This window comes from Microbacterium sp. USTB-Y (assembly GCF_023703415.1).
Taxonomy (GTDB): Bacteria; Actinomycetota; Actinomycetes; order Actinomycetales; family Microbacteriaceae; genus Microbacterium.
Map to the genome: position 1 here is coordinate 287,111 of NZ_JAGMTU010000003.1, position 11,507 is coordinate 298,617.

An 11,507-nucleotide genomic window follows, 5' to 3' on the forward strand; every position below is an offset into this window, starting at 1 on the left:
GCGACAGTGAATCGCAAGACCCGTATCGCAACGGCTCGTTACAGTGCGGCTTTGGCCACCCTCGGACTCGCGATGGCGATGCTCGCCGGCTGCGCCTCCGGTCAGGCCTCGGCGACCGACAAGACCGAGAAGCTCGACACCGTGCGGGTCGGCTACTTCGCCACGGTCACGCACGCCCCGGCGCTCGTCGGCGTCGAGAAGGGCTTCCTGCAGAAGGAGCTGGGGAAGACCGCGCTCAAGACCGAGGTCTTCAACGCGGGCCCCGCGGCCATCGAGGCGCTCTCGGCCGGCGCGATCGACGCCACCTACATCGGCCCGAACCCGGCCATCAACTCGTACATCAAGTCGGCGGGCGCCTCGGTGCGCGTCATCGCGGGGGCCACCAGCGGCGGCGCGTCGCTCGTGGTGCGCGACGGCATCACCAGCGCCGCGGATCTGAAGGGCAAGACGCTGGCGACGCCGCAGCTCGGCAACACCCAGGACGTCGCGCTGCGCACCTGGCTCTCCTCGAAGGGGCTGAAGACCAGCATCACCGGCGGCGGCGACGTGAACATCACGCCGACCGACAACGCGCAGACTCTCGCCCTGTTCAAGAACGGGCAGCTCGACGGCGCCTGGCTGCCGGAGCCCTGGGCGTCTCGCCTGGTCGTCGAGGCCGGGGCGCACGTGCTGCAGGACGAGCGCGACCTCTGGCCCGGCGGGAAGTTCCCCACCACCGTGCTCCTCGTCAGCAAGGACTTCGCGGACAAGCACCCCGACGCCGTGAAGGAACTCGTGGCCGGGCACCTGGATGCGCTCGACTGGATCGCGAAGAACCCGACCGAGGTCGGCACGGTCGTCAACGCCGCGCTGCAGAAGGCCACCGGCAAGCCCCTGGCCGACGACGTGCTCACGCCGTCGCTCGCGAACGTGTCGTTCTCGGCGGATCCGAACGCCCAGGCGTTCGCGACCCTCGTGAAGAACGGCGTCACCGCGGGCACGCAGACGAAGGGCTCGATCGACGGCCTGTTCGACCTCACGGCGCTCAACGCGGCGCTGAAGGAGCGCGGCGAGAAGGCCGTCGACGACGGCGGACTGGGCGCGAGGAAATGACCGCCCCGCTCGCGCCGAGCTTCGACGGGGTCACCCCGGTCCTGCCCGCTCCGGATCCGGTGGATCCGGCCGTGCGTCTCGCGCACGTCACGAAGCGGTACGGATCCGGCCCCGTCGTGCTGGACGACGTCTCGCTCGACATCGCACCGGGAGAGTTCGTCTGCCTGCTCGGCGCGAGCGGCTGCGGCAAGTCGACGCTGCTGAACCTCATCGCGGGCCTCGAGCCCGTCTCCGCCGGCACGCTCACCGCTCCGCCGGAGGGCGCCGCGGTGATGTTCCAGGATGCGGCGCTCATGCCCTGGCTGAGCGCGCGCCGCAACGTCGAGCTCGCCCTGCGCCTGCGCGGCGTGCCGCGCGCCGAACGCCGGGCGGAGGCGCTGCGCCTGCTGGGGATCGTGAACCTCGCCGACGCCGCGGACAAGCGCCCGCACGAGCTCTCCGGCGGCATGCGGCAGCGGGTGGCGCTGGCCCGCGCCCTCGCCCAGGACCGCCCGGTGCTGCTCATGGATGAGCCCTTCGCGGCGCTCGACGCCATCACGCGCGACCTGCTGCACGAGGTCCTCGAGAACGTGTGGCGCGAGACCGGCCGCACGATCGTGTTCGTCACCCACAACGTGCGCGAGGCCGCCCGCCTCGGCGAGCGCGTGGTGCTGCTCGGCAGCCGTCCCGGCCGGATCTCCCGCGAATGGCGCGTGGCGCGCACCCGCGGCCGGCGCATCGAGTCGCCCGAGGTGTCGGCGCTGGCCGCCGAGATCACCGTCGAGCTGCGGAAGGAGATCCGCCGCAATGCCTCTTGAGAACGCCGTCCCCGCCTCGGGGTCGTTGAGCGAAGACGAGCGCAGCCTCCCCTCGGGGTCGTTGAGCGAGGACGAGCGCAGCGAGACCGAGACGAAACGCGGCTCCCTCGCAGGCGGCCGAGACGGAACGTCGCACCCTCGTCTCGCTCCGGCTGCGCCGGGGCTCGCTCAACGACCCCATGGAGAGCTCGAGGGCCTCGACCGCCTGCAGACCGTGGAGATCGGATCCGCATCCCGCACGCGCGAGCGCCTGCGCGCGGTGCTGCCGCCGGTCGGTCTGCTGGTGCTGCTGCTCGCCGCCTGGCAGCTCTACATCGTCATCGCCCAGCCGCGCCCCGACAAGGCGCCGAGCCCCGCGCAGGTGCTGGGCGCCCTCGGCGACGCCTGGCAGTCGGGCCGGCTGCAGGAGTCGGTGCTCACGAGCCTCGAACGCGGCGGCATCGGCTTCGTGGTCGCGATCGCGGTCGGCACCCCGCTCGGCCTGCTCCTGGCGGAGTGGAAGCTGCTCCGCCGCGCCGCGGGACCGCTGATCTCCGGGCTCCAGGTGCTGCCGTCCGTGGCCTGGGTGCCCGCGGCGATCATCTGGTTCGGTCTGTCGGATGCGACCGCGTACTTCGTGATCCTGATGGGGGCGATCCCCTCGATCGTGAACGGGCTGCTGGCCGGCATCGACCAGGTGCCGCCGCAGCTGCGCCGGGTGGGCACCGTGCTCGGCGCGGGCCGCCTGCAGGCGGCGACGGCGATCGTGCTGCCCGCGGCTCTCCCCGGCTACCTCGCCGGGCTCAAGCAGGGCTGGGCGTTCTCCTGGCGCTCGCTCATGGCCGCCGAGATCATCACGACCGGTGGATCCATCGGCTTCGGTCTCGGGACGATGCTCGACCAGTCCCGCGAGCTCGCGGATCTTCCCGGCGTGCTCGCGACCATCATCCTGATCCTGGCGATCGGCATCCTCATCGAGCTGGCGCTGTTCGCGCCGATCGAGCGGGCCGTGCTGCGCCGCCGCGGACTCCTGCTCGGAGGTGCCTGATGTCCTACGGAACCGTGACTCTGGTCGGAGCGGGCCCCGGCGACGCCGGCCTGCTGACGCTGCGGGGGCTCCGCGCCCTCGAACGCGCCGACGTGATCGTCGCCGATCGGCTCGGCGCGCGCGCCGTGCTCGACCAGCTCGCCGCCGAGGGCGTGGTCCTCACCGCCGAGGTGATCGACGTCGGCAAGACTCCGGGGCACCACCCGGTGCCGCAGCAGGAGATCAACGCGCTGCTCGTGCGGCACGCCCGCGCCGGCCGCGAGGTCGTGCGTCTCAAGGGCGGGGATCCGTTCGTGCTGGGCCGCGGCCGGGAGGAGTCGCTCTACTGCGAGGCCGAGGGCATTGCGGTGAGCGTCGTCCCCGGCGTGACCAGCGCCGTCTCCGTGCCCGCCGTGGCCGGCATCCCGCTGACGCACCGCGGCGTCGCGACGGCGTTCACCGTCGCGAGCGCGCACGATCCGATCGAGCAGCTGCCCGGCGGATCCGATCACACCGTCGTGCTGCTCATGGGCATCGGCACCCTCGCGCACACCGCCGGGATCCTCGCCCGCGGCGAGCGCGGCGCCGACTGCCCCGTCGCCATCGTCGAGGACGGCTACGGCGCCGCCGAGCGCGTCACCATCGGCACGCTCGGCACGATCGCCGGGCTCGCCGCCGTGCGCCAGGTGCGCAACCCCGCCGTCGTCGTGGTGGGCGACGTGGTGCGGCTGAGCCCCCACGCCGCACTTTCGGGGTCGTTGAGCGAGGACGCCGCAGGCGACCGAGACGAAACGCGGCACCCCCGCAAGAGCACCGCGTTTCGTCTCCCTCCGGCTTCGCCGGTGCTCGCTCAACGACCCCGGCAAGACATCCCGGCTGCGCCGGTGCTCGCTCAACGACCCCCTGCACACGCCCGATCCGACCGAAAGACCCTGCAGCCGTGACCGACCTCCACCCCTCCTCCCCGCTCCGCGTCGCGATCGTCGGCGCCGGTCCCGCCGGGATCTACGCCGGCAACATCCTGTCGAACGCGATCGCCGCCCGGTCCGACGGCAGCACGGTCGAGATCGACCTGTTCGAGTCGCTCCCCGCGCCCTACGGCCTCATCCGCTACGGCGTCGCCCCCGACCACCCGCGCATCAAGGGCATCGTGAACTCGCTGCACGAGATGCTCGACGCTCAGGGCGTCGACGCGGAACGTCGCACCATCCGCTTCCTCGGCAACATCGAGGTGGGACGCGACGTGTCGATCGACGAGCTGCAGGCCCGCTACCACGCCGTGGTGCTCGCGACCGGGGCCATCCGCGACGCCGCGCTGCGCATCCCCGGGGTCGACCTGCCCGGCTCCTACGGCGCCGCGGACTTCGTCTCGTGGTTCGACGGCCACCCCGACGTGCCCCGCACCTGGCCGCTCGTGGACGAGCAGGTCGCGGTGATCGGCAACGGCAACGTCGCCCTCGACGTCGCCCGCATCCTCGCCAAGCTGCCGCAGGACCTGCGCAGCACCGAGGTGCCCGACAACGTGCTCGCCGGTCTCGAGGCCTCCGCCGTCACCGACGTGCACGTGTTCGGCCGCCGCGGCCCCGCCGACATCAAGTTCACCCCGATCGAGCTGCGCGAGCTCGGCGAGGTCGCGGGCGTCGACATCATCGTCGACGACGCGGACTTCGCAGAGGTGGATCCGGCCGCGGCGGGGACCAACCAGCTAAAGATCATGCTGCGCACGCTGAACGCCTGGCGCGACCGTCCGGAGAACCGCGGCGAGAGCACGGGGGCGACCCGCCGCCTGCACCTGCACTTCTGGCACGCGCCGGTGGAGATCCTCGGATCCGACCGCGTCGAGAAGGTGCGTTTCGAGCGCACGGCGCCGAGCGAGGACGGATCCGTCTCGGGAACCGGCGCCTTCGTCGAGTACCCGATCACCGCCGTGTACCGGGCCGTCGGCTACTTCGGCTCGCCGATCGTCGACGTGCCGTTCGACGACCGGCGCGGCGTGGTTCCCAACGACGGCGGCCGTGTCGACGGCACGCCGGGAGTGTACGCGACCGGCTGGATCAAGCGGGGCCCGGTCGGCCTGATCGGCCACACCAAGTCCGACGCCACCGAGACCATCGCGAACCTGCTCGAGGACGCCGACGCCGGCCGTCTCGCCGACCCGACCGAGACGGCGGACATCCTCGACCTGCTCGCCGAGCGCGAGGTCGAGGTGACCACGTGGGACGGCTGGCTCGAGCTCGACGCGCACGAGCGCGCGCTCGGCGCCGCGCACGAGCACACCCGCGAGCGGGTCAAGGTCGTGCCGCGCGAGGAGCAGGTCGAGATCTCGCGCAGCGGGGCGCTCGCCCGATGACCTACGTGATCGCGCTGCCCTGCGTGGACGTGAAGGACCGCGCGTGCATCGACGAGTGCCCGGTCGACTGCATCTACGAGGGCGAGCGCTCCCTCTACATCCACCCCGACGAGTGCGTCGACTGCGGCGCCTGCGAACCGGTCTGCCCGGTCGAGGCGATCTACTACGAGGACGACCTGCCCGACGAGTGGAGCGACTACTACACCGCGAACGTGGCGTTCTTCGACGAGATCGGATCCCCGGGCGGCGCGGCGAAGGTCGGCGCCTACGCCTTCGACCACCCGCTGGTCGCCGCGCTCCCGCCCCAGGCGGACGGTCATGACTGACGACGTCTACGACGTGCTCATCGTCGGCGGAGGGCCCGCCGGGCTCTCCGCCGCGCTGAACCTCGCCCGCTCGCTCGCGCGCGTGCTGGTCGTCGACGCGGACCGGCCGCGCAACGCCGCGACCCTCGTCTCGCACGGCTTCCTCACCCGCGACGGGATCCCGCCGCACGAGCTGCGGCGCATCGCCCGCGAGGAGCTCGCCGCCTACCCGAACGTCACGATCCGCACCCGCGAACGCGTGTTCGAGCTCGCCGCGGACGGATCCGGCTTCGTCGCCGAGGTCGGCCGGCGGGCGCCGGAGGCCACGGTCCGCGCGCACCGCGTCCTGCTCGCCACCGGCCTGCGCGAGACCTTGCCCGAGGTCCCGAACCTGCGCGGCTTCTACGGCGTGAGCCTGTTCAGCTGCGCGGCCTGCGACGCCTGGGAGCTGCAGGGCCGCCCGCTCGCCCTCATCGGGGAGACGCCAGACCTCGCCGCACGCGCCCGGCTCATCGCGCGCTGGACGACCCGGCTCACGGTCTTCACGAACGGCTCCGACGCGGTCGACACCGCGGAGGAGGCCGAGCTCGCGGCCGCCGGCATCGCCGTCGAACGCAGCCCGATCACCGAGCTGCACGGCGAGCGAGGCGCCCTCACCGCCATCAGCCTCGCCGACGGATCCCAGCACGCGGTCGAGGGCGGCTTCGTGCGCCCCGAGTGGGAGACCGACCTGTCGTTCCTGCCCTCGCTCGCGCCCGATCTCGACGCCCACGGCCACCTCGCCGCCGACCGCGCCGGCCGCACCAGCGTGCCCGGGCTGTACGCCGCGGGCGACGTGGCCTCGCCCGGACCGCAGCAGCTCATCGTCGCCGCGGGCGCCGGCGCCCGGGTCGCCGCGGTCATGATCCACGACTCGATCGGCGTCGCGACGGCGCACTGACGCACCCGGGAAACCCGGGCGCGTCAGTGCGGTGCGGAGCCGAGTCCGTCACTCAGCCCGTGCGGGAGAACGCCGAGGCGATCTCGCTGCCGGTGCGTCGTGCGAAGGTCACGGTGCGCAGCACGGACATGGCGCCCGGGTACTCGCCGTACCAGACGCCGGTGACGACCCCGGCACCGTACAGGCCCGGGATCGCCGTGCCGCGGGGCGTGACCACGCGCCCCTGCAGGTCGATGCGAATGCCGCCGTAGCTGAACGTCGATGCCGTCGCGAGCGGATACGCGAAGAAGGGCGCCTCGGCGATCGGAAGCGCCCAGTTCGTCTTGTCGACCTCCAGCCCGCGCGTGTGCTTGCCGTCGAGGACAGCGGGGTCGAACTCGCCGTCGACGACGGCGTCGTTGAAGCGCGCGATCTCCTCTTCGAGGGCGTTCGGCGGGACCCCGATCAGCCCGGCCAGCTCGGCCAGCGTGTCGGCGCGGTACGGCTCGATGTCGCTCTGGTTGAGGAACCCCCAGCCCGGGATCCGGGCGGCGCGCGCATCGAAGACGAAGGACGCGGTCGCATCGTGGTCGCGCCACACCGACCACGCGAGCGGAGCGTTGAGCGCCTCGGGCGTCGCGGATCCCTCATCGACGAATCGGCGACCGCGGCCGTCCACGATCACTCCGAAGGGGATCCCGAAGATCCCGGCATCCGGCTTGGACGTCCGTTCGTCGACGAGCTGGACGTGCAGCCGGTCGAACTGGCCCGCGGTCGCCGCGCCGAGCTCGGTCGCCATGCGCAGTCCGTCGCCGGTGTTGAAGCGGAGTCCGGGGACGACCGGACGGATGCGCCCGGCGCGCGGGCCGACGTACCGGGTGACCGCTTCCAGACTGCCTTCGAAGCCCCCGGTGGCCAGGACCACCGCGTCGGCGGCGATCCGGCGGGTGAGCCCGTCCGGGCCGCGCGCGGTCACGCCGTTCACCCGGCCGTCCTCGTCCGTCAGCAGCTGCAGCGCCTCGGTGTCATAGCGGATCTCCACGCCCGGGATCTCCTCGAGACGCGAGCAGAACGCCTCGACGAGGCTGGCTCCCCCGCCCACCATCGCGCCGTAGTCGTTCGCCATCGCGAACGGCGGGCGCTGATGCGCGATCTGCACGCCGTGATCCTCGAGCCACGCCACGGTCGCGGCGCCCTCCTGCTCGATCACCCGGAAGTACGGCTCGTCCACATCGGTATGCGACGCCAGGATCCGTTCGATGACTCCGGCGTCGACGACGCCCTCTCTATCGACGGTCACGTTGACCCAGGACCATCGCGTCGCTCCCCCGCGCTCGGCGCGCGGGGCACGCTCCACGAGGGTCACCCGCGGGGTGCGGCCCGAACGCTCGGCCTCCTCCAGGAACGACAGCGCGACGCTCAAGCCGCCGGCGCCGCAGCCGACGACGAGCAGGTCGACGGGCGCGGCCCCTTCCTCGGCGCTCATTCCGGCTCACCCCCGTCCGGCACGAACGCGAACACCCGGGCAGGCCCTGCGGTCCCGCCCACGAGCGGCAGCGGCGCGACGACGATCCAGGCTCCCGCCGCCGGCAGCGCGTCGAGGTTGCGCAACGAGGTCAGCCCGTACTTGTCGGATCCGAGCAGGTAGTAGTGGCCGGGACCGAACGCACCGGGGTCGTCCTCGGCATCGTCCGCCTCCGGACCGGCTCCCAGGCCGTCGATGCCGATGGCCTCGACGCCGAGGCCGGACAGATGCGGGTGCGCGGCGAGCCATTTGGCCGCCTTCAGGGTGAGACCGGGCCAGACGTTGTCGTTCAGGAAGCGTTCCGGATCCTCGCCGCGCGCGCTCCAGCCCGTCCGCACGAGGAGCCAAGTCCCCGGCTGCATCCGCCCGTGCTCCGCCTCCCAGTCCTCCAGGTCGGCCACCGTCACGAGATAGCCGGGGTTCTCGTCCACCGCCGCCGTGCGGTCGAGGACGGCAACGGGTCCGACGAGCCGGTCCGGCGGGATCTGGTCGACGGAACGCCCGTCGCGGCCGCTGATCCAATGTCGAGGGGCGTCGACGTGCGTACCGGCGTGCTCCCCGAGCGTGATGTCGCTCCACGACCAGCCCGGCCCGTGCTCATCGAAGTCGCTGACCGGGGTGAACGTCAGGCCGGCGGTCGGCGCGAAGGGCGCGGGCACCGGCACCACGGGCGTGGTCGGGCTCAGCGGCGTCGTCAGGTCGACGATGCGCGCGCCGAGGAAGGGGGTCGGGCTGGTCATGAGTTGTCTCCGTTCGGGTGTGTCGGATGGGGAGCCGGGGCATCGCCGGCGAAGTGCGGGAGGTACGCCCTGACTTCGACCTCGATGAGCATTCCCGGGCCGAGGAACTCGGCGACGTAGCCGCTGCCGACGAAGCCCCGCTGCGGGATCCGCTCCCGGAAGATCTCGTTCAGGGTGCCGAAGTCCTCGGCACGGGCCAGGGTCGCGTGCACCTCGTAGACGTGCTCGAAGCCGGCGTCCACCGCAGCCAGCACGATGGCGATGTTGTCGAACGCCAGGTCCGCCTGCGCACGGAAGCCCGCGGGCAGGCGCCGGTCCTCGACCGGGCCGGTCAGGTTCGTCAGCGCCGAGGTTCCGGACACGGTGAGCCACGGACCGATCCGCATCGCGCGGTCGAAGTGCCCGGCGGGCGGGGCGAGGTCCGACGGGTTGATCGCCTCGATGAACGGGCGGTCAGCGGGCATCATCACGGTTGCCTCCTCGGGGGCGTGATCGGGTGGGCGGAGGGGAGCGGACCGGCCTCGTCGACGACGGGCGTGCGCATACGGCCGAGACCGGTGATCTCGGCTTCGACGACGTCCCCCGGCTGCAGGAAGACCGGCGGGTCCTGTTCGAAACCGCACCCGGACGGGGATCCGGAGAGGATCACGTCACCCGGTTCGAGCGGGAGGCCGGCACTCACGAAGGAGATCAGCTCCGCGACCCCGGTGATCATGTCGGTCGCGCGCGCGTGCTGCCGCGCGGATCCGTTCACGCTCAGACGCAGGATCAGATCGACGGGCGCGGCCACCTCGTCGGCGGTGAGCAGCCAGGGTCCGAGCGGGCAGAACGTCGGAAAGCCCTTCGCCCGGGTGAGCTGCAGGGAGAGGGGATGCGCAAGACCCGCCCCGAGGGCGATGTCACGGGCGGACACGTCGTCGGCCACGACGAAGCCGGCCACGTGGGCGAGGGCGCGCTCCGGAGGGACCCGATGAGCGGCCGCGCCGATCACGATGCCGAGCTCGACCTCGTGGTCCAGAGCGGCGGTCTCGGGCGGGCGGACGATCTCGTCGTACGGGCCGCACACCGCGGACGGCGGCTTGAGAAACAGGACCGGATCCCCGGCGCGGGTGTCGAGGCCGGCCGCGTGCGACGGATAGTTCATGCCGACTCCGACGACGAGGCGCGGCTTCGGGATCGGCGCACCGATCCGGCGCGTCCCGAGCCTCTCCCGAAGCCGCTGCGCGGCCGGGCCGGCCAGCCACTCCGCGAGATCCGCGCGCCTGCTCACCAGGTCGCTCAGGTGACGGATCCGCACGCCGTACCGCGCGGCCAGGGCGCGCAGCGGGACGACGACCGCCTCGGGCGACGGCACGCCGTCTGATCCGTCGTCGTCGAGCAGGGCGAACGGCTCCTCGGCGCCGACAGGCCCCGCGCTCAGCAGCCGCATGCGCGGCCCCCGTCCTCATCGACCATGACTGCTCCCTCGTGCTGTCGTTTCGACGACACTAGGAGCAGGGTCCCCCCGACTTCGTCGGCGGATCACTGCGATTCAGGACCGGTTCTTGGTGGATTCCCCGAGGGACCGATCACCTCGATCGGGGGCACCCTCGCCCGCAGGCGACGGGCGGAGTCTCAGCGCGGCGGCCCGATCGACAGCATCGACAGCGCGAGGCCGTCGAAGCGCCGCGGGTCGTGGCCGGTCAGTTCCTGCCATCGATCCAGACGGTAGGCGACCGTGTTGGGGTGCAACTGCAGCGCGGCGGCGGCCGCGGCCAAGCTGAACCCCTCGTCGGCGAAGGCGCGCACCGCCTCGGCGAGACCGGGATGCTCCGCCGCCACCGCCTTCGCATCGCCGTACAGCGGGGTGAGCCGGGTGCGCGCGTCGACGAGCCCCGAGTGCAGCCACGCGCGTTCGAAGAACGACACCGAGTCCGGCCACGCGACGCGCAACGCCCGCTCGGCGTCGCCGATGCTCGTCTCGGCCCCGGAGACACCAGGCCGCTCCAGCCCGACTCCGACGCTCCCGCGACCGGGCAGCTGGCGGTGCACCTCCTCGGACACCGCCTCCGGGGAGGCGCCCTGGCAGAGCACGATCATCAGGGTGCCGTGAAGCCCCGCGTGATTCGTGCCGGGCAGCCGCGACAGCCCCTTCTGCAGCAACTCGAGGTCTCCCTCCACCCAGGGCCCCGCCTCGGTGCAGACCGCGCGGAAGAGGCCACCGGGCACGAATCCGAGCCGCCGCGCGTTCTCGACCGCATCGCCCTCCGCCGCGTCGCCCGCGCGGACGGATTCCAGCAGGCGCTGACGAAGCACGACCTGCCGCCCGTGCGCGCCCCCGCCCCCCGCGAACGCCTCGGCGACGTGCGCGCTCGTCTTCTGGATCCACGACCACAGGGGATCCGCCAGCTGCACCAGAGTGCTCGGCGCGATCCCGTCGACGTGCGACAACGCGTCCCACACATCCCGCCCGACCACGTGGAACGCGGCGAGCACGTCCTGCACGGGTATGCCGGCGGCCTCCCGGCGCAGCGCCGCGTAGCGGATCGCCCTGGCGTCCTCCGCCGAGAGGGATCCGTCTGCGGCGAGCGCGTGCAGGAGCGCCCTGATCGTGTCGCGCACGGTTGCACGGTGCGTCTCGAGCGGCACCAGGGCGTATCCGGCGATCTCGGCGCGCACATGGTCGGTCGTCTCGGCGGCGAGCGCGTCGAGCCCTTCCTCGACCTGTGCGCACGCGCGGTGCGCCGCGGTCCTCTTCCTCGTCGTCATGCCTCTCCCCGGGCGGCCGGCCGTC

12 protein-coding genes are annotated in these 11,507 nt (G+C 72.6%); 7 read left to right on the forward strand and 5 right to left on the reverse strand.

What is annotated here, in order from left to right; genetic code table 11:
- Positions 1 to 51 precede the first annotated feature (51 nt).
- From J8G10_RS08555 to J8G10_RS08585, 7 genes are read left to right on the forward strand one after another with little or no spacing between them, the layout of a single operon-like run.
- Positions 52 to 1,092 carry an ABC transporter substrate-binding protein gene (locus J8G10_RS08555; protein WP_251443147.1) on the forward strand — a complete coding sequence of 347 codons (1,041 nt, stop codon included), beginning with the start codon at positions 52 to 54 and terminating at the stop codon, positions 1,090 to 1,092.
- Complete coding sequence (locus J8G10_RS08560) at positions 1,089 to 1,889, forward strand: ABC transporter ATP-binding protein (protein ID WP_251443149.1); 801 nt, start codon at positions 1,089 to 1,091, stop codon at positions 1,887 to 1,889. Before J8G10_RS08555 ends, J8G10_RS08560 begins: the two co-directional genes overlap by 4 nt.
- Entirely contained in the window at positions 1,879 to 2,916 is a 1,038-nt protein-coding gene (locus tag J8G10_RS08565) for an ABC transporter permease (protein ID WP_251443151.1), read from the forward strand. Before J8G10_RS08560 ends, J8G10_RS08565 begins: the two co-directional genes overlap by 11 nt.
- The gene (gene cobA / locus J8G10_RS08570; protein WP_251443153.1) at positions 2,916 to 3,839 is read left to right on the forward strand and encodes a uroporphyrinogen-III C-methyltransferase; all 924 of its coding nucleotides are present in this window, start codon (positions 2,916 to 2,918) and stop codon (positions 3,837 to 3,839) included. The genes J8G10_RS08565 and cobA overlap by 1 nt, the downstream gene beginning before the upstream one ends.
- Positions 3,836 to 5,245: an FAD-dependent oxidoreductase gene (locus tag J8G10_RS08575; RefSeq protein ID WP_251443155.1), complete on the forward strand. Its 1,410-nt coding sequence runs from the start codon at positions 3,836 to 3,838 to the stop codon at positions 5,243 to 5,245. Before cobA ends, J8G10_RS08575 begins: the two co-directional genes overlap by 4 nt.
- Positions 5,242 to 5,571, forward strand: a complete 330-nt coding sequence (gene fdxA, locus J8G10_RS08580) for a ferredoxin (protein ID WP_251443157.1) — start codon at positions 5,242 to 5,244, stop codon at positions 5,569 to 5,571. The genes J8G10_RS08575 and fdxA overlap by 4 nt, the downstream gene beginning before the upstream one ends.
- On the forward strand, positions 5,564 to 6,490 hold the full coding sequence (locus J8G10_RS08585) for an NAD(P)/FAD-dependent oxidoreductase (RefSeq protein WP_251443160.1): 927 nt from the start codon (positions 5,564 to 5,566) through the stop codon (positions 6,488 to 6,490). The genes fdxA and J8G10_RS08585 overlap by 8 nt, the downstream gene beginning before the upstream one ends.
- Positions 6,491 to 6,542: 52 nt before the next feature.
- Here the strand turns inward: J8G10_RS08585 and J8G10_RS08590 are convergent, their stop codons facing one another.
- The 5 genes from J8G10_RS08590 to J8G10_RS08610 form a co-directional block, all read right to left on the reverse strand.
- Positions 6,543 to 7,955, reverse strand: coding sequence for an FAD-binding protein (locus J8G10_RS08590; protein WP_251443165.1), 1,413 nt, complete (start codon positions 7,953 to 7,955; stop codon positions 6,543 to 6,545).
- Entirely contained in the window at positions 7,952 to 8,734 is a 783-nt protein-coding gene (locus J8G10_RS08595; RefSeq protein ID WP_251443167.1) for a cyclase family protein, read from the reverse strand. Before J8G10_RS08595 ends, J8G10_RS08590 begins: the two co-directional genes overlap by 4 nt.
- Positions 8,731 to 9,201 (reverse strand): RidA family protein, encoded by a 471-nt coding sequence (locus J8G10_RS08600; protein ID WP_251444354.1) that lies wholly within the window; start codon positions 9,199 to 9,201, stop codon positions 8,731 to 8,733. The genes J8G10_RS08595 and J8G10_RS08600 overlap by 4 nt, the downstream gene beginning before the upstream one ends.
- Positions 9,201 to 10,163 carry a fumarylacetoacetate hydrolase family protein gene (locus J8G10_RS08605; protein ID WP_251443171.1) on the reverse strand — a complete coding sequence of 321 codons (963 nt, stop codon included), beginning with the start codon at positions 10,161 to 10,163 and terminating at the stop codon, positions 9,201 to 9,203. The genes J8G10_RS08600 and J8G10_RS08605 overlap by 1 nt, the downstream gene beginning before the upstream one ends.
- A gap of 185 nt (positions 10,164 to 10,348) precedes the next feature.
- Positions 10,349 to 11,482, reverse strand: a complete 1,134-nt coding sequence (locus tag J8G10_RS08610) for a CdaR family transcriptional regulator (protein WP_251443174.1) — start codon at positions 11,480 to 11,482, stop codon at positions 10,349 to 10,351.
- Positions 11,483 to 11,507 lie beyond the last annotated feature (25 nt).

Coding starts and splice junctions, on each gene's coding strand:
- fdxA (WP_251443157.1), top strand. CDS start 5,242: ATGACCTACGTGATCGCGCTGCCCTGCGTGGACGTGAAGGACCGCGCG.
- J8G10_RS08605 (WP_251443171.1), bottom strand. CDS start 10,163: ATGCGGCTGCTGAGCGCGGGGCCTGTCGGCGCCGAGGAGCCGTTCGCC.
- J8G10_RS08565 (WP_251443151.1), top strand. CDS start 1,879: ATGCCTCTTGAGAACGCCGTCCCCGCCTCGGGGTCGTTGAGCGAAGAC.
- cobA (WP_251443153.1), top strand. CDS start 2,916: ATGTCCTACGGAACCGTGACTCTGGTCGGAGCGGGCCCCGGCGACGCC.
- J8G10_RS08595 (WP_251443167.1), bottom strand. CDS start 8,734: ATGACCAGCCCGACCCCCTTCCTCGGCGCGCGCATCGTCGACCTGACG.
- J8G10_RS08590 (WP_251443165.1), bottom strand. CDS start 7,955: ATGAGCGCCGAGGAAGGGGCCGCGCCCGTCGACCTGCTCGTCGTCGGC.
- J8G10_RS08610 (WP_251443174.1), bottom strand. CDS start 11,482: ATGACGACGAGGAAGAGGACCGCGGCGCACCGCGCGTGCGCACAGGTC.
- J8G10_RS08560 (WP_251443149.1), top strand. CDS start 1,089: ATGACCGCCCCGCTCGCGCCGAGCTTCGACGGGGTCACCCCGGTCCTG.
- J8G10_RS08585 (WP_251443160.1), top strand. CDS start 5,564: ATGACTGACGACGTCTACGACGTGCTCATCGTCGGCGGAGGGCCCGCC.
- J8G10_RS08600 (WP_251444354.1), bottom strand. CDS start 9,201: ATGATGCCCGCTGACCGCCCGTTCATCGAGGCGATCAACCCGTCGGAC.